Origin of the sequence: Enterococcus sp. 3G1_DIV0629, from assembly GCF_002141285.1 — a bacterium.
Classification (GTDB): Bacteria; Bacillota; Bacilli; order Lactobacillales; family Enterococcaceae; genus Enterococcus_B; species Enterococcus_B lactis.
In genome coordinates this window covers 1,632,378-1,654,634 of sequence record NZ_NGLI01000001.1, presented here as the reverse complement: position 1 = coordinate 1,654,634, position 22,257 = coordinate 1,632,378, and the positions used below count along the sequence as shown (strand labels likewise).

Below are 22,257 nucleotides of genomic sequence, written 5' to 3'. Positions count from 1 at the left end.
CTGGGAGTGGTTAGATGGCAGAATTGATTAACGGAAAAGAATTAGCTGAAAAAATGCAGGCAGAGATTGCTGAAAAAATCCAAAAATTGAAAGATAATGGTATCCATCCCGGATTAGTTGTTTTATTGGTAGGGGAAAATCCAGCCAGTCAAATCTATGTAAGAAATAAAGAACGCGTAGCAAAAGAAATCGGAATCCATTCATCAGTAGAGCGTTATCCTGAGACGATTTCTGAAGACGAACTACTTGCAGAAATCGAAAAATACAATCAAGATCCTAGATTTCATGGTATATTGGTCCAATTACCATTGCCAAAGCATATAGATGAAGAAAAGATCCTGTTAGCTATCCGTCCTGAAAAAGACGTAGATGGCTTTCATCCAATGAATTTAGGCAGACTCCTTGCGGGTAAACCGGACAAGATTCCTTGTACTCCATACGGCATCATGAAAATGTTTGAAGCTTATTCTATCGATCCGACGGGTAAACGAGCAGTAGTTATCGGACGAAGCAATATCGTCGGTAAACCGATGGCTCAGCTACTCTTGATGGCAGATGCAACTGTTACTGTTGCTCATTCTAAAACCGAAAATCTGGCTGAACTGGCACAAGAAGCAGATATTTTAGTCGTAGCAATAGGACGTGGACATTTTGTCACAAAAGAATTTGTAAAACCAGGTGCTGTAGTGATAGATGTAGGGATGAACCGTGATGCTAACGGTAAGCTGATCGGTGATGTGAAATTTGATGAAGTGGAGCCTATTGCAGGCTGGATCACTCCTGTGCCAAAAGGTGTAGGGCCAATGACTATCACGATGCTGATGTATCAAACCGTAAAATCTGCCGAAGCTTTTGGAGCAGGTGAATAAATGGCACAAGAATATTTAACTGTCACTACATTAACGAGGTATTTGAAACGTAAATTTGATGCCGATCCTTATTTAGAACGAGTATATTTAACAGGCGAAATATCGAATTTCCGTTTACGCGCCAACGCCCATCAATATTTCAGCTTAAAAGATGATCATGCAAAAATATCTGCTATTATGTTCAAAGGTGCATTCCAAAAATTACGATTCCAGCCAAAAGAAGGAATGAAAGTCCTTGTTGTTGGGCGTATTTCACTCTATGAAGCGGGAGGTTCGTATCAAATCTATGTAGAGCACATGGAGCCTGATGGAATAGGTGCTTTATATCAAGAATTGGAAGAACGAAAAGAAAAGCTGATGAAGGAAGGCCTTTTTCAAGGTCCTAAAAAAATGTTGCCGCGTTTCCCAAAGCGAATCGCGATCCTTACCAGTCCAAGCGGAGCGGTTATCCGCGATATCATCACGACGGTGAAAAGAAGGTATCCAATTGTCCAATTGGTTTTGTTCCCAACCGTTGTACAAGGGAATCAAGCAGCGGACAATGTTGTCAAGAATATCCGACGAGTAGAAGAGATGGGCGATTTCGATACAATGATTATTGGTCGTGGAGGCGGATCGATTGAGGATTTGTGGCCGTTTAATGAAGAACGGGTTGCCCGAGCGATTTATCAAGCCAATACGCCGGTGATTTCATCTGTGGGACATGAAACAGATACCACGATCGCTGATTTAGTAGCAGATGTTCGGGCTGCTACTCCAACAGCAGCTGCAGAATTAGCTGTTCCTGTTTTGTCAGAAGAGTTGATGCGCATTCAAGAACGGCAAGCTAGATTGCAGCAGGCGTTTGTACGCCAGATCCAGCGCAAACAAGAACGGTTCGAGCGTGCTCGACGTTCCTATGTCTTTCGGCAGCCTGAAAGATTGTATGAAGGTCAGACCATCAAATTAGATCAATTGAAACAGCGATTATATCAAGCTACACAGCAGATTTATCATGCAAAAGAAAAGCAAACGATCGCGTTAAGCCACCAATTGGAACAAGTGGCTCCGCTTTATCGAGTCAAAGCAGCTCGCCAAGAAACTGCTTATCTAGAAAAACGTTTAGAAGAGAAAATCCAACAATATATGAAACAACAGCAGCAGCGTTTTGCTCAAGCTGTTCAATCTCTTGATTTGTTGAGTCCATTGAAAATCATGGGAAGAGGCTACAGCTATACGACGTTAAATGATCAAGTAGTAAAAAGTGTCTCCGAGATCCATCAAGGGGATTTGCTGACGATCCATTATCAAGATGGAATCGTTAAAGGACAAGTACAAGAGATAGACAAAGGAGAATAAAAATATGAAAAATCCAACTTTTGAAGAGTCACTGCAAGAATTAGAAAAAATCGTCATGCAGCTAGAACAAGGAGACGTTCCATTAGAATCAGCTCTAGATTCGTTTAAACGAGGAATGGAATTAAGCAAACATTGCCAAGATACCTTAGCTAAAGCAGAAGAAACCTTGACGAAAATGATGACAGAATCAAATGAAGAAGTTGATTTTGACGGAAACGAGGAAAGCTGAGATGAGATTAACTGACTTTTCAGCTATTCATCTACCTGCTGTAGAAAAAGAAATCTTGTCTTTTTTAGATGAACATACGACGGATAGAGCACTCTGTGATGCGATGACTTATTCAGTGAAAGCAGGTGGAAAAAGAATCCGTCCCTTATTACTTTTAACGGCTGTTGCTTCCTTTGATGAGCCTATCGATGTTCCCGTCTATCAAGTAGCAGCTGCTTTAGAAATGGTGCATACGTATTCCTTGATCCACGATGATTTGCCTGCGATGGACAATGATGATCTTCGAAGGGGAAAACCTACCAATCACAAAGTATTCGGCGAAGCGTTAGCTATATTGGCTGGAGATGGTTTACTGACAGGCGCATTCCAGCTGATCAGTATGGCACATTTAGGTCATTCTCCTAAGCTTCTGTTGCTTCAGCAATTAGCTGTTTGTGCGGGATCACAAGGTATGGTGGCTGGACAAGCTGCAGATATCGAAGGCGAATCGAAAAAGCTTTCGTTAGAGGAATTAGCATTTATTCATGAAAGGAAGACAGGGCGTTTGATTCGTTATGCCTTGCTAGCTGGAGGTATATTAGCGAAGCAACCTGAAGAAATCTTATTGCTACTTCAACGATTAGCCGAACATTTAGGTTTGGCTTTCCAGATAAGAGATGATCTACTTGATGTGATTGGTACAACGAAAACATTAGGGAAAACAGCTGGTAAAGATGAACGTATGGAAAAAAACACTTACCCGCGTTTATTAGGCCTAGAAAAGACACGTGAGGCATTGGAGATTGAGTTGTTATCCGCCAATAAGATCATAGACAAATTAGAAGAGGACGTTTTTTCTTTTGATGGCGGGATGATGCGCCAGATGCTCAAGCAATTTGATGTGGAGAAATGAGGGAAAGAATGGAAAAAGAACGCGTAGATGTATTAGCGGTCAAACAAGGATTATTTGAAACAAGAGAACAAGCCAAACGTTCAGTTATGGCTGGTTTGATTTACAACGAAAAAAACGAGCGGTTTGATAAACCGGGAGAAAAAATTCCAGTAAGTAGTGAATTAAGAGTCAAAGGTAAAAAACTTCCTTATGTTTCTCGGGGTGGATTAAAATTAGAAAAAGCGCTCAAAGCATTTGATCTATCTGTTGAAGGAAAAACATTGTTAGATATCGGTGCTTCCACTGGCGGATTTACTGATGCAGCTTTGCAAAATGGCGCAAAAATGAGTTATGCTTTAGATGTCGGTTACAATCAGCTAGCTTGGAAAATCAGACAAGATCCTAGAGTCGTCGTAATGGAAAGAGTGAATTTTCGTTATGCAAAACCCGAAGACTTTACCTTAGGAATTCCAGAAGTTGCTGTTATCGATGTTTCTTTTATTTCACTAAAACTGATGCTGCCTCCATTACATGCTATTTTAAAAGAAGAGGGAGAAGTGATTGCCTTAATCAAACCCCAATTCGAAGCAGGCAGAGAAGCTGTAGGGAAAAACGGAATTGTTCGTGACGCACAGACCCATCAAAAAGTTTTAGAAGACATTTTGTCATTTGCGGCACAAGGTGGATATGATGTGCTGGAAGTAAGTTATTCTCCGATCACGGGAGGAGAAGGAAATATCGAGTTCTTGGCTCACTTGAAGAAAGTACCTGAAAGCGGCACGATCAATCCAGCTATTAATATGGCAGAAGTGGTTTCAAACGCACACGAACAGTTTGACCATAAATAAATTGTAACTGTGAAAATCAAGTGAGAAGTATGCGGATTCTTCTTTATTATACCAAGGAAATAAGCTATCATTGGTTAAGAAGAATAAGCTAAGGAGCGAAGACGTAATGAGAAAAAAAGATCGGCATCGTTTGATTACTCGATTGTTGAGTGAGCAAGATATCCGAAAGCAGGAAGAATTTGTTGAAATCCTGAAAAGCAAAGGAATATCTGTTACTCAAGCTACGATTTCCAGAGATATAAAGGAACTGAAACTGATTAAGGTACCGGCCTCAGATGGCGGCTACCGTTATAGTATACCAGCTGAAACAAATGAAGATGTAAATACTAAATTGGAAAAACTGTTAAAAGACGCTTTCGTAGCAGTTGACCAAATGGAAAAATTTGTTATTTTGAAAACTTTGCCGGGGAATGCTTCGGCAGCAGCGAATTTGATCGATAAGCGCTACAAGAAAGAATTATTTTCGATTATCAATGATGACGATAATGTTTTGATGATTACACGAACTGAAGACCAGGCAGTTTTACTAAAGAAAGACTTCCTGCATTACCTTTAAGTTGAGGAGCGAATGTGATGCTACAAGAAATCAGTATTACTAACTTTGCGATTATTCCGGAATTGCGGCTTTCTTTTCACGAAGGAATGACCGCGCTGACCGGAGAGACTGGTGCGGGTAAATCCATCATTATCGATGCTTTAGGTTTGTTAGCAGGAGGAAGAGGTTCAAGCGATTATATACGTCAAGGCGCAGAAAAATGCATTCTTGAAGGATTGTTTGAACTTCCGAAACAAGAAGGATTCTCTGAATTGATGGTTGAATTAGGTATCGAAACGGATGAAGACAATCTGATTGTTCGACGGGATATGTCGTTGACTGGAAAAAATGTTTGCCGAGTGAATGGTCATATCATCACGCTAGCTAATCTAAGGAAAATCGGCAGTTATTTAGTGGATATCCAAGGGCAAAACGAACATCAGGAACTGCTCCAGCCTGAATCACATCTTGCTTTATTGGATCGTTTTGGAGATGCAGCTTTCCAACAGAAGAAAAAGAGTTATCAGCAAGAATATACCTCTTATCGTGAGCTGGAAAAAAGGGTACGAAAAGTGCAGCAAAATGAAAAATCCTATGTTCAGAGAATAGATATGCTTCATTTCCAGCAAGAAGAAATAGCTGCTGCTGATTTGCAAGTCGGAGAAGAAGAGAAATTAAAAGAAGAAAGAGAAAAACTTAGCAATTATCAAAAAATTGCTGATGGATTAGCTGCAGGCTACGGAGCACTGACGAATAATGAACAAAACAGTGTAGATGGTGTTGGCTTGGCCGTTGCAGAATTGCAAGGGATCGCACATCTAGATGTGGAGTATGAAGCAATTTATGAAAATATCCAAAGTGCTTACTATTTGCTACAAGATGCAATCGGCGACATGAGTCGTCAAATCGATTTGTTGGAGTTAGATGAGAGTCGTTTAGAAGAAGTGACGCAACGTTTAGAATTAATCCGACAGTTGAAACGCAAATATGGCGAATCCATTGAGTCGGTATTGGCTTACTATGACGAAATCACCGAAGAGCTAGCTTCTTCTGATTTTTCAGAAGGTCAATTGGACAAAATGAAAGAGGAACTAGAGCAAAAAGAGCTTCTACTTCAGCAACAAGCCGCAGATCTTCATGAAGCGCGTAAAAAAATCGCAAAAGAATTGGAAAAATCCATTCTGCATGAATTAAAAAGTCTGTATATGGAAAACACTGAGTTTGAAGTACGTTTCTTAAAAGAAGAAAACAGACAATTGAATCATGATGGGTTTGACCAAATCGAATTCTACATTACGACCAATCCAGGAGAACCGCTGAAGCCTTTAGTGAAAGTCGCTTCTGGTGGCGAATTATCTCGGATGTTACTGGCTTTGAAAACTATTTTTTCTTCTGAGCAAGGTGTGACAAGTATTATCTTTGATGAAGTGGATACAGGTGTAAGTGGAAGAGTTGCACAAGCCATCGCGGATAAAATTTCTCAAATATCGAAATACTCTCAAGTTTTGTGCATCACTCATCTGCCGCAAGTCGCCGCAGTCGCCGACTATCAATATTATATCGTGAAAGCAGTGATTGATGGTCGTACGCAAACATCTGTTTCAGAATTGAAAACAAAAGAAAGAGAAGAAGAAATTGCACGTATGCTAGCTGGGAGTGAGATTACAAAGCTGACACTCGAACATGCAAAAGAACTATTGCAACTCGCAAAAAGGACCTGAGCCACTGTAGTGGTTCAGGTCCTTTTTAGCAGCTGATAGCTATATTTTATTTTTTACATGACACTCATGACAGCAGTCAATACAACAGACCCAATCGTTAAAATCAGCATCGTCCAAATGACAAATTTTGTTACTTTAGCAAAAGTACTTGTTTGTTTTTTTTCACGCATTGTTTTCAACCTCGTAATTAATTAGTTAATCCAAGTGTACAATCTTTTTGTCTTTTCTACAAGAGGTCTTTTTTATAAAAACTTCCCTTTTTTTAAATAATAGGTAGTTACGATACAAATAAATAATGTTAATAGAACTAGCCAGATAAACGCATCATCTCTTTCAGCAATGGGTAGCTTGATGTTCATCCCATAGATACTTCCGACGATTGTTGGTATAGTTAATATAATCGTTAAAGAAGTTAAAATTTTCATAATATTATTCAAATTATTCGATACAATTGCTGAAAAAGTCTGATTCATTTGTTCTACTAGTTTTAATTGAATGCGAGAAGTAGTCATTGCTTGCTCTGTTTCTACCAATACATCACGCAGATGGTTTTTCAACGCATGATTTTCTTGGAAAAGTTTATTTTGCGCTAATTCTTTCAATGCATCTAAATTAGCAGAAGTCGCTTCTCTGAAATAAACAAGGCTTTTTTGGATATCCATGATTTGATAAAGTTGTTTGTTTTCAGTTGATACTTGAAGTTTGGCTTCCAAAGTATCGCATTGAGATTGAAGCGTAGCTAAATAACTGTTATAAGACAGTGTAACCTGCCAGATGAATTGAAAGAAGATATTGAGATTGGGTGAAACATCGCTTTTTGGAAAGGTTTGACTAAAGACTTTCTTTAAAAATAGTGGTTCATGATTCGTAATTGTGATAAGCTTCTTTTTGGGCGTCAAAATGATAGAGAGCGGGTATGTATCCACTTGAAAATAACCGCTAGGGCTTGTTTTAGCAAACGGATATTGCAACAATAATAACGCTGGTTTTGTCAACTTTGATTGATTGAATTCTTCTGTACGGGAATTTTCTGCATCGTCCAATATGGAAGTGATGTAATCTGACGGAATTTCAAATTGATGTGTCAGCTGATGAATCTCTTCTTGATTGGGACGTTCTACACAATACCAGATCGTTTGGTCAGTTTCCTTTCCGGTATTACGCAGTTTCTCATTATCTAATGTAAAATATTTGATCATGATTTTCCTCCTGTTGCCTGTTTCTTTTATTATAACGGATAGGGAATTGGAGTACATGGAATGTGTTTGTAAGATATAGAATATAACTGCATAAATTTAAATAAAATGAAACAGTTGTGTAAAGTATATACAGTATACTTGAAGCAACGATAAAAAAGGAGTTTACGTTCATGGGCACATTCACACCACTTATCTTGTTTTGGTATATTTACCCGGTAATCGTTTTGTTTGGTTGCCAATTTCTTGTAAAATTATTTTCGTTAAATCGTCGTTTTAAAATAAAAGCCCCTGATTTGGCGATTCCTTTTTTGTGGGGCGGTATGCATGCGTTGTCTAGAAACACAGCGACAATTTCTATCCTGCCGTTTTTCTTTATTTCTGTTTTACTAATGGGCATCTGTATTGCTGTTTTCCAAGCATATTATTATGAAGAAATCATTTATCCGCGTTATTTCAAGATGACTTGGCGTTTGGTTTTTCTGCTGACAATCGTCTTGTACGCGGTCTTGATCATTGTGAATATACTTTCTTACCTATGAAAAAAGCAGAAAAGCTGTAAAAAGTCTTTTAAAAGGCTTTTTACAGCTTGATTCTTAAAAAAATGTTTATGAATAAAAAAAGTTGTTCCCGGATTTCCTAGAAAAGGTGGTAGAAAGTGGGGGATTGTGGTAGACTAATTTTAGTTAGTGGAGGAATGGGGGGCTTTCAATGTTGATGGGTGAATTCCAACATAATATTGATGCAAAAGGACGTTTAATCGTTCCCTCAAAACTTCGTGAAGAACTTGGCGAAAAGTTTGTTCTGACACGCGGATTGGATGGTTGTCTTTTCGGCTATCCGATGAGCGAATGGGAAAATCTGGAAGCTAAGCTGAACGAAATGCCGTTGGCTAAAAAAGACGCACGTACATTTGTGCGATTCTTCTATTCGGCTGCCACTGAATGCGAACTTGATAAACAAGGACGGATCAATATACCAAGCACGTTAAGAAATTATGCAGCTTTGACAAAAGGGTGCGTAATCATCGGTGTATCTAACCGAATTGAAATTTGGGATGAGACACGATGGGAAGATTTTTCTGCAGAAGCAGAAGAGAATTTTGACGAAATTGCTGAAAATATGATTGATTTCGGACTATAAGAATAGGAAGAGGCTGACTAATGACTGAAACATTTCAACACTATACAGTCATGTTGAAAGAAACGGTAGATGGATTGAACATCAAACCGGATGGCGTTTATGTAGACTGTACACTCGGCGGTGCCGGACATAGTGAATATTTATTGAGCCAACTAAGTTCTAAAGGGCACCTGTATGCGTTTGACCAAGATCAAAAAGCAATCGATCACGCCAAGCTGCGTTTGGCTTCTTATGTCGAACAAGGGATGGTCACATTTATCAAAGCGAATTTCAGAGAATTAGAAGAACGCTTGAGTGAGTATGTAGATAAGGTAGACGGTATTTTGTATGACTTAGGGGTTTCCTCTCCTCAACTAGATGAAGCAGAACGTGGATTTAGTTATCATCAAGATGCACCCTTGGATATGCGTATGGATCAGTCAGCTCCTTTATCCGCTTATCACGTAATTAATGAATATTCCTACCATGAATTAGTAAAGATTTTCTTCCGCTATGGCGAGGAGAAATTTTCCAAACAAATTGCTCGTGAAATCGAACGAGTACGAAAAACAAAACCAATCCAAACAACTGGTGAGCTTGTCGAAATCATTAAACAAGTCATCCCAGCTCCCGCAAGAAGAAAAGGCGGGCATCCTGCAAAAAGAATTTTTCAAGCTGTGCGGATTGCAGTAAATGACGAACTTGGTGCCGAAGAGGCCTCTTTAGAACAGGCAATCCGGTTATTGAAAGTCAATGGAAGAATCAGTGTGATTACATTCCACTCATTAGAAGACAGAATTGTCAAAAGTATGTTTAAAGAATATAGTACGGTACAAGATTTACCACCGGGACTTCCTGTCATACCTGACGAATTTCAACCGGAACTGAAAGTCATTACTCGTAAACCAATCCTTCCTTCAGAGGAAGAGTTAGCAGAAAACAATCGATCACGCAGTGCAAAGTTACGTATTGCAGAAAAAATAAGAATGAAAGAGGAGTAGAATGATGGCAGAATTAAAGAAAATGCAAGAGTACGAATATGATTTACCTGAATTGGTGGATCAGCCAGAACAACAAATGCCAGATTCTTCTTCGAATCAAGAAATCATTCTTCCACAATCACCAGCAAAACGATTGAAGCAGATTTCTGCTTTGGAAAAAATTGCTGTGGCAAGCGTGGCGATTGCTATTGTTGCTTTGTGTGTGTTAACAGTCATGTTGCGTACAAATATCAGCGGAGCTGAAAAAGAAATCACGTCAATACAAACAGAAATCAATGATAAAAAGCAAGAAAAAACGAGTTTAGAACAAGAAAAAAATGAACTTTCTCGTACTGAACGGATTAAACAAATCGCAGAAGAAAAAGGATTGTCTATTAACGACGACAATTTAAGGAAAGTGAAGTAAATGAGTCTTAAAAATAAAATTCGGCGGTTTTTGGAAAAGAAAAATCTAAATCCGATGAACAATCGCAAAAAAGTAGGTATCATTTTATTTGCTACGAGTATTGGATTGTTCTTTTTATTTGCCGTCCGTTTCTCGTATATCGTTATTGGAGGTCATGTTGCTGGTACCTCATTAGCTGAAAAAACAAAACAGTTGTACCAAGGAAGTGAAGTAGTAAAAGCAAAAAGAGGAACGATTTATGATCGTAACGGTGTGGCGCTCGCAGAAGATGCCTCCTCTTATTCAATTAAAGCGATACTCTCAAAAACATATACTTCTGGGGATAAAAAACTGTATGTCGAAGAAAAGAATTTTGATAAAATAGCAGAAATCCTGCATAAGAATCTTTCTATAGACAAAAAAGATGCACTGAATATTTTAGAAGACGGCGCAAAAAAAGAGCTGTATCAAGTTGAATTTGGTAGCTATGGGAAAAATATCTCCCAAGAAACCAAGCAAAACATCGAAGCAGACATGAAAAAAGAAGGTGTCGCTGGTCTTTACTTTGTCGACCATCAGGCTCGGATGTATCCAAATGGCGTCTTTTCTTCTCATTTTATCGGATACGCAGTTCCAGACAAAGATGAGAATGGCTTAGTAGGTAAACTAGGTTTGGAGTCTGCTTACAATGATATTTTGAGCGGTAAAGATGGTAAGATTATTTATCAAAAAGATAATTTTCAAAATCCTCTGCCAGGTACAGTAGCAGAAGAAGAAAAAGCTGTCGATGGACAAGATATCTACACGACTTTGGACAGCAGACTACAAAGTTATTTGGAAACACTGATGGATCAAGTAAATGAAGAATATCAACCGGAAGAATTGACAGCAGTCTTGATGAAAGCAAAAACTGGAGAGATTTTGGCAATGGGGCAGCGTCCTACTTTCAATCCCGAAACAATGGAAGGTTTGACTGGAGAAGATGCTATCTGGCGTAATTTCTTGGTACAAGATAGTTATGAGCCAGGATCAACCATGAAAGTTTTCACTACTGCAGCCGCTATCGAAGAAGGAGAATTCAATGAGAATGAAACCTTCCAATCTGGAAAAATCCAAGTAGAAGATGCGACGATCAATGACCATGACTTTGGTGAAAAAGGTGTGCTGACCATGCGTCAAGCTCTTTCATGGTCAAGTAACGTCGGGATGGTTATACTGGAACAGCGATTAGGCGGACGATGGTATAATTATTTACAAAAACTAGGATTTGGACAAAGTACCCATTCTGGATTAGATGACGAAGTAAATGGTGCTTTGCCTACATCAAATATTGTCGACCGAGCAATGAGTGCTTATGGACAAGCGATAGGTGTGACGAATTTCCAAATGATGAAAGCTTTCACTTCTATTGCGAATAACGGTACAATGATTCAACCTCGATATATCAGCAAAGTAGTGGATCCTCAAACTGGAGAAGAGCGAACAACTCAAACAGAAGTTCTAGGTCAACCTTTTTCAAAAGAAACAACAGAAAAAGTCCGTGAATATATGAGAGATGTTGTCGAAAGCGAAAACTACGGTAGTGCTTATGGTGTATATAGTGTACCTGGATACAACGTATCGGCAAAAACCGGAACAGCCCAAATCGCTTCTGATACAGGGGGATATCAAACAGGAGATACAGCCTACCTGTATTCGATTGTGGAGATGGTTCCTTCTGAAGATCCAGACTATGTCTTGTATCTAACAATGAAACATCCTAAGACATATGATCGAATGGCTTTGGCTAAAATCGCAAATCCATTGATGAAACGGGCAATGGATTTTAAAGAAACTGAAGAAGATGCGGATACAGAAACCAAAACAGAAAAAGTATCCGTAGCCGATTATCGTAATCTAGAAGCAGATGTTGCAGCAGCGGATGCTCAAAAAAGCGGACTGCAACCTGTCGTTATCGGTAACGGGAAAAAAGTACAAAAACAATCTACTGCCAACGGTGATCAGTTGATCTCTGGAGAAAAACTGATTCTATACACTGGTGGCGACAAGCTGATGCCTGATGTAACGGGATGGTCAAAAGCAGATATCATGAAGCTAGGGAAAATCCTTGGTATCGAAGTTAGTTTTGATGGGGATGGTTATTGTGTCAAACAAGAACTTGCTCCATATGAAAAAATCACAAAAGACAAACTTAATTTTACTTTAGAAGAATAAGAAGAGAAATAGGAGAGAAAAGAGCATGGAATGGACACAAGCATTGATTCCCATTGTCAGCAGCTGTGCAATGACGATTGCCGCAATGCCGCTATTTATTGGTTACTTTCAAATGAAAAAGCAAGGTCAGGCGATTCGCGAGGAGGGACCAAAGTGGCACAATATCAAAGCCGGAACTCCTACAATGGGCGGCTTAGTGTTTCTGATTGGCTCTATTTTGACAGGGATTTGGGTTGGAGCTTGGCAAAAACAGCTGACTCCTACTCTTTTCATCTTGCTTTTTGTATTAGCATTATATGGAGTAATTGGGTTTCTTGATGATTTTATAAAGATCTTCAAGAAAAGAAACATGGGGCTGAACTCGAAACAGAAACTGATTGGACAGGTTCTAGGGGGAATCATCTTTTATCTTGTTTACCGTTCTGAAGGCTATCCAGGTGTATTGAATTTCTTTGGGTTGGATCTGCCTTTAGGAATCATTTATGGGGTTTTCGCTATCTTCTGGCTTGTTGGATTTTCAAATGCGGTCAATCTGACGGATGGTATCGATGGATTAGTTGCTGGCTTAGGCAGCATCTCTTTTGCAGCTTACGGTCTGATTGCTTGGCATCAGCATCAGTATGATGTATTAATCATTTGTCTCAGTGTCTTAGGTGGTTTACTTGGATTCTTCGTCTATAACCGGAAACCTGCCAAGATTTTTATGGGAGATGTCGGTTCATTAGCTTTAGGCGGACTTTTAGCGGCTATTTCTATGATGCTGAACCAAGAGTGGACATTGCTTTTGATTGGCTTGATTTATGTTATGGAAACTGCAAGTGTGATGCTTCAAGTTACATCCTTTAAACTTACGGGAAAACGAATTTTTAAAATGTCTCCAATCCACCATCATTTTGAAATGTGCGGATGGTCGGAGTGGAAGATTGATACAGTTTTTTGGTTGATCAGCATTGTGACTTCATTGATCACATTATGGATCGTTTGGTAGGAGATGACAGGAAATGAAAAAAATATCAACATATGAAAATAAAAAAGTGCTTGTCTTAGGACTCGCAAAAAGCGGAGTAAGTGCGGCCAAATTATTACATGAATTGGGCGCACTTGTCACCGTTAATGACGGAAAACCTTTTGATGAAAATCCGGAAGCACAAGAATTGCTTTCTTTAGGGATAAAAGTAATAACAGGCAGTCATCCAATCGAATTACTAGATGAAGAATTTTCGTTGATGGTCAAAAATCCTGGGATTCCCTACAGCCATCCTTTAGTAGCAAAAGCCCAAGAAATGGGTATTCCGGTAATTACGGAAGTGGAGCTAGCTTACGAAGTAGCGGAATGCCCAATTATTGGGATTACAGGAACGAATGGAAAAACCACGACAACAACGATGACTGGACTACTACTGAATGCAGGCGTAGACAAAGGAGTTGCACGTTTAGCAGGAAATATTGGGTATCCAGCAAGTGGTGTCGCGCAAGAAGCGAAACCAGAAGATAAAATCGTGATGGAGTTATCTAGTTTTCAACTCATGGGAATCACAGATTTCCATCCTCATATAGCGGTGATCACCAATATTTATGAAGCACATATTGATTATCATGGGACAAGAAAAGAATACGTCAAAGCTAAATGGAACCTTCAAAAAAATATGACAGCTGAAGATTATCTGGTTCTTAACTGGAATCAGTCAGAACTACAAGAATTAGCGCAAAGAACAAAAGCACGGGTCCTGCCTTTTTCGACAAAAGAAGTGTTGGAAGACGGTGTGTATGCTGACGATCACGCAATTTATTATAGAAAAGAAAAAATAATGGAAATTTCTGAACTTGGCGTACCAGGTACGCATAATGTAGAAAATGCGCTAGCTGCTATTACTGTAGCAAAATTGTATGGTGTATCAAATGAAGCTATACGACAAACGTTGCATTTATTCCATGGCGTGCCACATCGTACGCAATATGTAGGAGAGATCCAAGGCAGAAAATTTTATAATGATTCAAAAGCAACCAATATTTTAGCGACTAAAATGGCTCTAAGCGGATTTGAAACGGCTAAGGTCGTGTTATTGGCAGGCGGATTAGATAGAGGAAATACATTTGATGAATTAGTTCCTTCATTAAAAGGAATCAAAGCAATGATCGTATTTGGTCAAACAAAAGAAAAATTGATTGATGCTGGAAAAAAAGCAGGCATCGAGACGATAGTAACAGCCGATTCTGTAGAACAAGCAGTTCCTTTAGCATTAGAAAACAGTACAGATGGTGATGTGATTTTATTATCACCAGCGAATGCCAGCTGGGATCAATACCCTAATTTTGAAACTAGAGGAAACCGATTCATGGAAGCAGTGAATCAATTAAAATAGAAAAAGTAGAAGCGAGCGATAAAAAATGAAAATTTTGGTTACAGGCGGAGGAACGGGAGGACATATTTATCCAGCTCTTGCCTTTGTCAACTATGTGAAGACTCAAGAACCGAATGCTGAATTCATGTATGTGGGAGCAAACCGTGGTCTGGAAAATAAAATTGTCCCTGATACAGGAATGCCTTTCCATACTTTGGAGATTCAAGGCTTTAAACGAAAAATTTCCATGCATAATATCAAGACAATCCGATTGTTTCTTAAGAGTATCCGTCAAGCAAAAAAAATCCTCAGTGATTTTCAACCAGATATCGTTATCGGTACTGGAGGATATGTTTCCGGAGCGGTAGTGTATGCTGCAGCAAAAATGGGAATTCCAACTATTATCCATGAACAAAACAGTGTACCAGGTGTTACCAATAAATTTTTAAGCCGATATGTGGATCGGATCGCTCTTTCATTCAAAGATGCGGCTCCTTTTTTTCCTGAAAACAAATCAGTCCTTGTAGGTAATCCTCGAGCACAAGAAGTAGCAGATACTAAAAAATCAGATATTTTGAAAACATTTGGGTTGGATCCAGAAAAGAAAACAGTCTTGATTTTTGGCGGCAGTCAAGGAGCACTTAAAATCAATCAAGCGGTATCGGTTTTTTTAAGTGAATATATTCCTTCATCTTATCAAGTCTTATATGCTTCAGGAGAAAGATATTATGAAGAAATCCTAAATAAAATAAATCCTGAAATACAAAACATTAGTGTCCAGCCTTACATCAAAAACATGGCAGAAGTCATGGCTTCGAGCGATCTGCTGGTGGGACGTGCTGGTGCAACTTCGATCGCAGAATTTACAGCTTTGGGGCTTCCGGCAGTGTTGGTTCCCAGTCCATATGTTACGAATGATCATCAGACTAAAAATGCAATGAGTCTTGTTCATGCAGGAGCAGCAAAAATGATTGCGGATAATGAGCTAACGGGTGAATCACTAAGTCAGACAATTAACGAAATCATGGATGACGAAGAATTGCAAAAGCAAATGTGCCGAGCTTCTAAAGAACAAGGCATCCCTGATGCTTCAAAACGTCTTTATGACGTAGTGAATCAAATAATCAAAAAATAAAGGCGGTGGTCTTAGTGAGTAAGAAAAAAGAACCTAAAAAATTGTCTCATTCGTCTTCTGATGAAAACAATTTGACTCCTTGGCAAAAGGCTAACCGAAAATATCTGGCAGAACAAGGGATGAAAAACCAAGAGCCAAAAAAAGAAGACACACCATTAGACACACCCCTTTCAGATTCTGAAGAAGAAAGAACGGTTCAAGAGGAACAGCAAGAAACAAGCCAGTCAGAAAGCCAGTCCGAGAAAAAAATCGAATTTTTTGAAGAGATCAAGCAAAAGAAAAACGGTGGCCCGTATAACGGTTCTTTTTTGAATCGTCTCCCCAATTTAAAAAGTCAAAGGCACAAAGTACTGTTTCGTCGGTTAGCATTGATTATTACTGTATTGGGCATACCGCTGATTTTTTTAATCTATTATGTTTCTCCTTATAGCAAGCTACAAGCAGTTGCAGTGTCAGGTAATAAGGTAGTCAACAGTCAGGAAATCATCTCTGATACCAAATTGTCATTGGGAGAAAATGTCTGGGGGCAGTATTTCGATCGATCCACTTATATCGAACGGCTAAAAAAAGCACAGCCGAGAATCGAAAAAGCAGCTATACACTTCAAAGGGATAAATGAGTTCGATTTGGATGTGACAGAATATAAAGAAATCGCTTTGATTGCAAAAGATAATCAATACTATCCAGTAATTGAAAATGGAACAGTATTAGATGAAAAAGTAGCAAATCCTACAAAAAATCTCCCTATCTTGGAAGAGTTCAAAGATTCAGCAAAAATCAAAGAATTAACAAAGCAATACAATCAGTTATCATCAGAATTGCAAAAAGCAATCTCTGAAATCAAGTATACACCAAGAGCAAGTAATAAAAACCTGATCCAATTGAACATGAATGATGGCAATCAAGTCATTGTAAATATCAATAATCTTGCGAACCAAATGAAATATTATTCGCAAGTAGCTAAAGACATGGATGAAAAAGGTGTGATCGACATGGAAGTTGGCATCTACTCATATCCTTACAGCAGTACTCAAGAAACGGCAGAATCGGACCAAGCGGAAGAAACAACTGGAAGTGAAGAAAACGCGGATCAAACAAATGGGTCAAGTGAAGAGGCAGAAACGCAAGCAGCAGATACACCTGAATCGTCTGATACAAACGGCTCATCTGATTCAAATAATTCAAGTGAAGCAAGTCAAATAGAAGACAATCCAAGTACAACTCCGTCAAGTTTAAATGAAAATTGATAAAACAACTTTAAAAAGTAAGAATGTACTTTCTAAAAACCAGTAATTTATGGTAGAATTGAAAGCAGTGAATATATCTATTAATAAGTATATTTTAAAACGGACGCTAGTTGTTCGCTTGTATATGGAATAGTAAGTAGGAGGGAATCCCATTCATGGCAAAAACAGGAATGTATGTAGGCCTTGATATTGGAACGACATCTGTTAAAGTTGTCGTGGCTGAATATATCGACAGCCAAATGAATATTATTGGAGTAGGAAACGCAAAATCAGAAGGGATTAACCGAGGCATTATCGTTGATATCGATAAAACGGTCCAAGCGATACAACGAGCAGTACGACAAGCAGAAGAAAAAGCAGGTATCCAGATCAAAGGCGTAAGTGTCGGTTTGCCAGCAAACATGCTTGAAGTAGAAAATTGCCAGGGAATGATTGCAGTTAACGGAGATTCAAAGGAAATCACCGATGAAGATGTCAGAAATGTGGCTTCTGCTGCCCTTGTTCGTTCAATACCTCCTGAACGTCAAATCGTGTCAATTTTGCCACAAGATTTTACTGTCGATGGATTCGAGGGGATCAAAGACCCTCGTGGAATGATCGGCGTAAGATTAGAAATGTACGGTCTGTTGTTTACCGGACCAAAAACGATCATCCATAACATACGTAAATGCGTGGAAAATGCCGGATTAATCGTCAATGAAATGGTGATTACTCCTTTAGCGCTGACAGAATCAATTCTTTCTGACGGAGAAAAAGATTTTGGTACGATTGTTATTGATATGGGTGGTGGCCAAACGACAACGGCTGTTATGCATGATAAGCAATTGAAGTTTACCAGTCTCGACCAAGAAGGTGGCGAGTTTGTCACTAAAGATATCTCTATTGTATTAAATACGTCTTTTAACAATGCAGAAGCGTTGAAAATAAATTACGGGGATGCATATCCAGAACGGACATCACCAGATGAAGAGTTTCCAGTAGATGTAATTGGTCAGTCAGAACCAGTGAAAGTCGATGAACGCTATTTGTCAGAAATTATTTCAGCTCGTATGGAACAGATTTTCAACAAAGCAAAAGATGCATTGGACCAAATCGAAGCATTAGAGTTGCCAGGTGGCGTCGTATTGACAGGCGGAGCTGCTAGTCTTCCAGGTGTTGTGGACTTGGCACAAGAAATCTTCGGCGTAAATGTGAAACTGTATGTTCCAAATCACATGGGACTGAGAAACCCGGTATTTACAAATGTAATAAGTATCGTTGATTATTCAGCAAACTTGAGCGAAGTGTATCAATTGGCAAAAATTGCTGTTACAGGTGAAACCTCAGCAGCTCGCCAAATGGTAGTTGAACAAGAAACAACAAACACATATGAAAGCTATGAAGCACCTGAAGAAACAGTCTACGATGAGCCGGAACCAAAAGAATCCGGAGAAAATGTAAAAAATAAAATCAAGGGTTTCTTTACAAATATTTTTGATTAATTCATCCTGGGAGGAATAAGATATGGAATTCTCAATTGATAATAATATCAATGACGGCGCAGTAATCAAAGTCATCGGAGTCGGCGGTGGCGGTGGAAATGCTGTGAACCGAATGATTGAAGAAAACGTCAAAGGTGTTGAATTCATTACAGCCAACACAGACGTGCAAGCATTAAAAAATTCAAAAGCTGAAACAGTTATCCAATTAGGACCAAAATATACTCGTGGTTTAGGTGCTGGTTCTCAACCAGAAGTTGGACAAAAAGCGGCAGAAGAAAGTGAACAATCCTTACGCGAAGCTTTAGACGGTGCAGATATGATTTTCATCACTGCAGGAATGGGTGGAGGAACTGGTACAGGTGCTGCACCAATCGTTGCAGGGATCGCTAGAGAACTGGGCGCATTGACTGTTGGTGTCGTTACACGTCCATTCACTTTTGAAGGACCTAAACGTGGCCGTTTTGCTGCAGAAGGTATCGCTCGTTTGAAAGAAAATGTGGATACATTATTGATTATCTCAAATAACCGTTTACTGGAAGTTGTAGATAAAAAGACACCAATGCTTGAAGCTTTCCGTGAAGCAGATAACGTTTTACGTCAAGGCGTACAAGGTATCTCTGACTTGATTACGGCACCAGGTTACGTTAACCTTGACTTTGCTGACGTGAAAACAGTGATGGAAAACCAAGGTACAGCATTGATGGGGATCGGTGTAGCTAGTGGAGAAGATCGCGTAGTAGAAGCAACGAAAAAAGCAATCTCCTCTCCATTGCTTGAAACATCTATTGATGGAGCGGAACAAGTACTTCTTAACATCACAGGCGGTTTGGATATGACATTGTTTGAAGCACAAGATGCTTCAGATATCGTAGCAAATGCAGCAACTGGCGATGTAAATATTATTCTAGGTACATCTATCAATGAAGAAATGGGCGATGAAATCCGCGTGACGGTCATCGCAACAGGTATCGATGAATCAAAAAAGGAGCGCAAGTCTAGCCGTCCAGCTAGACAAGCACAAATGCAATCACCTGCTCAAAAGACTGTATTAGATATGGATCAAGCTAAACCAACTTCTGCAGAAGAAGAAAACAGTTTTGGCGATTGGGATATCAGACGTGAACAAAATGTTCGTCCTAGAGTTGATGATTCCAATTTTGACAATATCGAAAAAAAAGAATTTGATACATTCAACCGCGAAGAAACAAAATCTCATGGCGATGATGAATTAAATACGCCACCGTTTTTCCGTCGTAAAAAATAAAGGAGAGGAAGAGCACATGATTGCTGACAACTTGCAGAAAATCAAGCAAGAAATTCAGGATTCGTGTGCTCTTGTTCATCGTGATCCGAAAGAAGTTACATTAGTAGCTGTAACAAAATCTGTTGAATCAGCCCAAGCTGAAGAATTGGTCAGAGCTGGCGTTATGAATTGTGCAGAAAACCGAGTAGATAAACTATTACAAAAGAAACAAGATTTATTTGATTTTCCCGAAATAAAGTGGCATTTAATTGGTAATTTACAGCGCAGAAAGGTAAAATTGATTGTAAATGAAATTGATTACTTTCATGCGTTGGACAGTTTAAGATTAGCAGAAGAAATCCAGAAGCGGTTAGAGAAAGAATTATCCTGTTTTATTGAAGTAAATGTTTCTGGTGAGGAATCAAAACATGGAATTTCACCAGATGAGCTTTTACCGTTTGTGGAATCTTTAGCTGCCTGCACAAAAATCAAGGTTGTTGGGTTAATGACTATGGCGCCTAAAGAAGCTTCTGATGAGCAAATCCATAAAGTGTTTGGTACGCTGAAAGAATTGCGTGATCTTGTTCAAGCAAAAGGTTATGCCCATGCACCATGTAATGAATTAAGCATGGGGATGAGTCAGGATTTTCAAATTGCGATTGAAGAAGGTGCAACATTTATCCGTGTAGGAACAGCGCTATTCAAAGACGAATAAAGGAGGAACAAAAATGCCGCTTTTAAACAGAGGAGCAATTGCTAATTTTTTCGGATTAGCTGATGAGGAAGAGTACGAATACCAAGATTATCCTGAAACAACAAAAAAGGCTGTACAGCCAACTAAAAAAAATACAACACAGAATCAACCAACTCATTCTGTATCTGCTGCGAATACTCATGAGAAACAAAAAACGGCGACTTCACGTCCTGTAACGCATGAAAGTATTCAGCCGGCTGAAAAGAAAAAAGTAATTGAACTACATCAATCACCTACAAAAACTGTAGCAAAAGAAAGAACAGCTTCAAGAACGGCTACACAACCTAAAGCAAATCTTGCGGGAAAAATCACTGTGATGGAACCAAGAGCTTATTCTGAAGCGATGGCGATTGCTAAACGAATCATCGCTGGTGAAGCAACCTTAGTGAATTTTCATTTAGTGGAAGAAAAGCAAGCGAGAAGAATCGTTGATTTTCTAACAGGAACAGTTTATGCATTAGATGGAGATATCAAACGCGTTGGAGATGAGATTTTTCTTTGTACACCGACAGGGATGGAGATTGACAGTTCAACCGCTCAATCTTTTGCAGATGCGAATTTGTTTGATCTGTAAGAGGAGGAACTACGATTTATATTATTGCGCTATTACTTCATTTAATTCAACGGGCAGCCTATTTCTATAGCATTATCTTGATGGTATATGCTTTGCTTTCTTGGTTTCCAGGCGGTTATCAATCAGGGTTAGGACGGTTTTTAGCTAAGATCTGTGAACCGTATATCAGTTTATTCGATCGTCTGCCTTTAAGAATCGGTCCTTTGGATTTCACGATTTTAGGGGCCATTCTAATCTTGAACTTAGCCGTACAAGGATTAGCACAGATCGTTATATGGATAACTATCCATTTAGTTTATTGATTCAAGCAACAAAATCTTTATTCTCAGAATAGATAGGAGGGGAAAGTTTTGGATGCAAATGTATACCAGCACTTTCGGGCAGATGAACGTACATTTATCGACTCAGTAGGTGATTGGATTGAACAAGTTCAAGGACAATATGCGCCATATCTGACTGAATTTCTTGACCCCAGACAATCCTATATTTTAGAAACACTGATTCGGCAAAGTAGTGATTTGCGTTTCATGTTTTATGGTGGATATGAACAGGCAGAAAGAAAAAGATGTTTGATTTTCCCCGATTATTACGAACCTGTAGAGGAAGATTTTGAAACAGCATTGTATGAAATCCATTATCCTAGCAAATTTGCCAGTCTAAGTCATGGGAAAATCCTTGGGACTTTAGTGGGAACGGGTATCAAACGCTCTTACTTTGGCGATATCATCTCAGATGGCGATCGCTGGCAAGTATTTATTGCAAATGAGGTGGATCATTTTGTTGCTACACAAGTAACAAAGATTGGAAAAGTTGCTGTACGCTTGGAACCAATCAAATACACAGAAATGATTTTGCCGAAAGACAGCTGGACACAAGAAAGAGGAACAGTTAGTTCCATGCGACTGGACAGTGTGATCTCTGAGATTTATAATATTTCCAGACAGCGGTCCAAGCAGCTAATTGAAGCTGGTAAAGTAAAAGTGAATTGGACAGAAAATACAAGACCTGATTTTGTACTTGAACTATTAGATATTATTTCAGTCAGGGGTTACGGCAGAGTCCAGATCCAAGAACTTGAGGGGAAGACGAAAAAAGAAAAGTACAGGGTGTTGTTCGGTGTATTACGTAAATAAAATAAAAAGGTGGTTTACT

24 protein-coding genes are annotated in these 22,257 nt (G+C 39.1%); 22 read left to right on the top strand and 2 right to left on the bottom strand.

Translation table 11 applies throughout. The annotated features are described in order from the left end of the window. Positions 1-14: 14 nt before the first annotated feature. The 7 genes from A5816_RS08415 to recN all read left to right on the top strand — a co-directional run bounded on the left by A5816_RS08415 (position 15) and on the right by recN (position 6,411). Positions 15-869, top strand: a complete 855-nt coding sequence (locus A5816_RS08415; RefSeq protein ID WP_002375276.1) for a bifunctional methylenetetrahydrofolate dehydrogenase/methenyltetrahydrofolate cyclohydrolase — start codon at positions 15-17, stop codon at positions 867-869. Beyond that, positions 870-2,207, top strand: coding sequence for an exodeoxyribonuclease VII large subunit (gene xseA / locus A5816_RS08410; RefSeq protein WP_002315413.1), 1,338 nt, complete (start codon positions 870-872; stop codon positions 2,205-2,207). It begins immediately after the preceding gene. A 4-nt stretch (positions 2,208-2,211) separates the two neighbouring features. After that, a complete protein-coding gene (locus tag A5816_RS08405; RefSeq protein ID WP_086311112.1) occupies positions 2,212-2,436 on the top strand; it encodes an exodeoxyribonuclease VII small subunit in 225 nt (74 codons plus the stop codon). Between the two features lies 1 nt (position 2,437). Continuing rightward, positions 2,438-3,328 (top strand): polyprenyl synthetase family protein, encoded by an 891-nt coding sequence (locus A5816_RS08400; RefSeq protein WP_010733367.1) that lies wholly within the window; start codon positions 2,438-2,440, stop codon positions 3,326-3,328. Positions 3,329-3,336: 8 nt separating this feature from the next. Then, on the top strand, positions 3,337-4,155 hold the full coding sequence (locus A5816_RS08395) for a TlyA family RNA methyltransferase (protein ID WP_002310269.1): 819 nt from the start codon (positions 3,337-3,339) through the stop codon (positions 4,153-4,155). 106 nt (positions 4,156-4,261) lie between these two features. Then, positions 4,262-4,711 carry an arginine repressor gene (locus A5816_RS08390; RefSeq protein WP_002286653.1) on the top strand — a complete coding sequence of 150 codons (450 nt, stop codon included), beginning with the start codon at positions 4,262-4,264 and terminating at the stop codon, positions 4,709-4,711. A 17-nt stretch (positions 4,712-4,728) separates the two neighbouring features. Further along, complete coding sequence (gene recN / locus A5816_RS08385) at positions 4,729-6,411, top strand: DNA repair protein RecN (RefSeq protein WP_002375273.1); 1,683 nt, start codon at positions 4,729-4,731, stop codon at positions 6,409-6,411. 53 nt (positions 6,412-6,464) lie between these two features. Here recN and A5816_RS08380 read toward each other — a convergent pair whose 3' ends face one another. Together A5816_RS08380 and A5816_RS08375 are read right to left on the bottom strand one after the other, a co-directional pair. Then, positions 6,465-6,581: a DUF4044 domain-containing protein gene (locus tag A5816_RS08380; protein ID WP_002291876.1), complete on the bottom strand. Its 117-nt coding sequence runs from the start codon at positions 6,579-6,581 to the stop codon at positions 6,465-6,467. A 72-nt stretch (positions 6,582-6,653) separates the two neighbouring features. Then, the gene (locus A5816_RS08375; protein ID WP_010733369.1) at positions 6,654-7,610 is read right to left on the bottom strand and encodes a magnesium transporter CorA family protein; all 957 of its coding nucleotides are present in this window, start codon (positions 7,608-7,610) and stop codon (positions 6,654-6,656) included. Positions 7,611-7,780: 170 nt separating this feature from the next. On the opposite strand from A5816_RS08375, the gene A5816_RS08370 reads away from it, so the two are divergent. From A5816_RS08370 to A5816_RS08300, 15 genes are all read left to right on the top strand, one after another. Beyond that, positions 7,781-8,149: a DUF3397 domain-containing protein gene (locus A5816_RS08370; RefSeq protein ID WP_002291871.1), complete on the top strand. Its 369-nt coding sequence runs from the start codon at positions 7,781-7,783 to the stop codon at positions 8,147-8,149. A 169-nt stretch (positions 8,150-8,318) separates the two neighbouring features. Next, a complete protein-coding gene (mraZ, locus tag A5816_RS08365; RefSeq protein WP_002291870.1) occupies positions 8,319-8,750 on the top strand; it encodes a division/cell wall cluster transcriptional repressor MraZ in 432 nt (143 codons plus the stop codon). Between the two features lie 20 nt (positions 8,751-8,770). Continuing rightward, on the top strand, positions 8,771-9,730 hold the full coding sequence (rsmH, locus tag A5816_RS08360) for a 16S rRNA (cytosine(1402)-N(4))-methyltransferase RsmH (protein WP_002375271.1): 960 nt from the start codon (positions 8,771-8,773) through the stop codon (positions 9,728-9,730). Between the two features lie 4 nt (positions 9,731-9,734). Continuing rightward, entirely contained in the window at positions 9,735-10,136 is a 402-nt protein-coding gene (gene ftsL / locus A5816_RS08355) for a cell division protein FtsL (RefSeq protein ID WP_002297992.1), read from the top strand. Further along, positions 10,137-12,329: a penicillin-binding transpeptidase domain-containing protein gene (locus tag A5816_RS08350; protein WP_002375270.1), complete on the top strand. Its 2,193-nt coding sequence runs from the start codon at positions 10,137-10,139 to the stop codon at positions 12,327-12,329. 25 nt (positions 12,330-12,354) lie between these two features. Then, positions 12,355-13,317 (top strand): phospho-N-acetylmuramoyl-pentapeptide-transferase, encoded by a 963-nt coding sequence (gene mraY, locus A5816_RS08345; protein ID WP_002291862.1) that lies wholly within the window; start codon positions 12,355-12,357, stop codon positions 13,315-13,317. Between the two features lie 13 nt (positions 13,318-13,330). Beyond that, on the top strand, positions 13,331-14,692 hold the full coding sequence (murD, locus tag A5816_RS08340; protein WP_002315409.1) for a UDP-N-acetylmuramoyl-L-alanine--D-glutamate ligase: 1,362 nt from the start codon (positions 13,331-13,333) through the stop codon (positions 14,690-14,692). Positions 14,693-14,717: 25 nt separating this feature from the next. Then, positions 14,718-15,806: an undecaprenyldiphospho-muramoylpentapeptide beta-N-acetylglucosaminyltransferase gene (gene murG, locus A5816_RS08335; protein WP_002375268.1), complete on the top strand. Its 1,089-nt coding sequence runs from the start codon at positions 14,718-14,720 to the stop codon at positions 15,804-15,806. A 14-nt stretch (positions 15,807-15,820) separates the two neighbouring features. Then, positions 15,821-17,053 (top strand): cell division protein FtsQ/DivIB, encoded by a 1,233-nt coding sequence (locus A5816_RS08330; RefSeq protein WP_025478576.1) that lies wholly within the window; start codon positions 15,821-15,823, stop codon positions 17,051-17,053. A 155-nt stretch (positions 17,054-17,208) separates the two neighbouring features. After that, positions 17,209-18,534: a cell division protein FtsA gene (gene ftsA, locus A5816_RS08325; protein ID WP_002291855.1), complete on the top strand. Its 1,326-nt coding sequence runs from the start codon at positions 17,209-17,211 to the stop codon at positions 18,532-18,534. A 22-nt stretch (positions 18,535-18,556) separates the two neighbouring features. Then, on the top strand, positions 18,557-19,798 hold the full coding sequence (gene ftsZ, locus A5816_RS08320; protein WP_002291854.1) for a cell division protein FtsZ: 1,242 nt from the start codon (positions 18,557-18,559) through the stop codon (positions 19,796-19,798). A 16-nt stretch (positions 19,799-19,814) separates the two neighbouring features. After that, positions 19,815-20,492 (top strand): YggS family pyridoxal phosphate-dependent enzyme, encoded by a 678-nt coding sequence (locus A5816_RS08315; protein ID WP_002310280.1) that lies wholly within the window; start codon positions 19,815-19,817, stop codon positions 20,490-20,492. Between the two features lie 13 nt (positions 20,493-20,505). Next, complete coding sequence (locus A5816_RS08310) at positions 20,506-21,105, top strand: cell division protein SepF (RefSeq protein ID WP_010733376.1); 600 nt, start codon at positions 20,506-20,508, stop codon at positions 21,103-21,105. Between the two features lie 23 nt (positions 21,106-21,128). Continuing rightward, positions 21,129-21,407, top strand: coding sequence for a YggT family protein (locus A5816_RS08305; protein ID WP_033583228.1), 279 nt, complete (start codon positions 21,129-21,131; stop codon positions 21,405-21,407). A 48-nt stretch (positions 21,408-21,455) separates the two neighbouring features. Continuing rightward, entirely contained in the window at positions 21,456-22,238 is a 783-nt protein-coding gene (locus A5816_RS08300; protein ID WP_002375265.1) for an RNA-binding protein, read from the top strand. The last annotated feature ends 19 nt before the right edge of the window (positions 22,239-22,257 follow it).

Excerpts from the sequence above, each read along its gene's own strand:
- A5816_RS08395 (WP_002310269.1), top strand. The coding sequence starts at position 3,337 with ATGGAAAAAGAACGCGTAGATGTATTAGCGGTCAAACAAGGATTATTT.
- A5816_RS08315 (WP_002310280.1), top strand. The coding sequence starts at position 19,815 with ATGATTGCTGACAACTTGCAGAAAATCAAGCAAGAAATTCAGGATTCG.
- A5816_RS08380 (WP_002291876.1), bottom strand. The coding sequence starts at position 6,581 with ATGCGTGAAAAAAAACAAACAAGTACTTTTGCTAAAGTAACAAAATTT.
- rsmH (WP_002375271.1), top strand. The coding sequence starts at position 8,771 with ATGACTGAAACATTTCAACACTATACAGTCATGTTGAAAGAAACGGTA.
- murG (WP_002375268.1), top strand. The coding sequence starts at position 14,718 with ATGAAAATTTTGGTTACAGGCGGAGGAACGGGAGGACATATTTATCCA.
- ftsZ (WP_002291854.1), top strand. The coding sequence starts at position 18,557 with ATGGAATTCTCAATTGATAATAATATCAATGACGGCGCAGTAATCAAA.
- A5816_RS08310 (WP_010733376.1), top strand. The coding sequence starts at position 20,506 with ATGCCGCTTTTAAACAGAGGAGCAATTGCTAATTTTTTCGGATTAGCT.
- murD (WP_002315409.1), top strand. The coding sequence starts at position 13,331 with ATGAAAAAAATATCAACATATGAAAATAAAAAAGTGCTTGTCTTAGGA.
- A5816_RS08375 (WP_010733369.1), bottom strand. The coding sequence starts at position 7,610 with ATGATCAAATATTTTACATTAGATAATGAGAAACTGCGTAATACCGGA.
- mraZ (WP_002291870.1), top strand. The coding sequence starts at position 8,319 with ATGTTGATGGGTGAATTCCAACATAATATTGATGCAAAAGGACGTTTA.
- A5816_RS08400 (WP_010733367.1), top strand. The coding sequence starts at position 2,438 with ATGAGATTAACTGACTTTTCAGCTATTCATCTACCTGCTGTAGAAAAA.
- recN (WP_002375273.1), top strand. The coding sequence starts at position 4,729 with ATGCTACAAGAAATCAGTATTACTAACTTTGCGATTATTCCGGAATTG.
- A5816_RS08405 (WP_086311112.1), top strand. The coding sequence starts at position 2,212 with ATGAAAAATCCAACTTTTGAAGAGTCACTGCAAGAATTAGAAAAAATC.
- A5816_RS08370 (WP_002291871.1), top strand. The coding sequence starts at position 7,781 with ATGGGCACATTCACACCACTTATCTTGTTTTGGTATATTTACCCGGTA.
- xseA (WP_002315413.1), top strand. The coding sequence starts at position 870 with ATGGCACAAGAATATTTAACTGTCACTACATTAACGAGGTATTTGAAA.
- A5816_RS08390 (WP_002286653.1), top strand. The coding sequence starts at position 4,262 with ATGAGAAAAAAAGATCGGCATCGTTTGATTACTCGATTGTTGAGTGAG.
- ftsA (WP_002291855.1), top strand. The coding sequence starts at position 17,209 with ATGGCAAAAACAGGAATGTATGTAGGCCTTGATATTGGAACGACATCT.
- ftsL (WP_002297992.1), top strand. The coding sequence starts at position 9,735 with ATGGCAGAATTAAAGAAAATGCAAGAGTACGAATATGATTTACCTGAA.
- A5816_RS08415 (WP_002375276.1), top strand. The coding sequence starts at position 15 with ATGGCAGAATTGATTAACGGAAAAGAATTAGCTGAAAAAATGCAGGCA.
- mraY (WP_002291862.1), top strand. The coding sequence starts at position 12,355 with ATGGAATGGACACAAGCATTGATTCCCATTGTCAGCAGCTGTGCAATG.
- A5816_RS08350 (WP_002375270.1), top strand. The coding sequence starts at position 10,137 with ATGAGTCTTAAAAATAAAATTCGGCGGTTTTTGGAAAAGAAAAATCTA.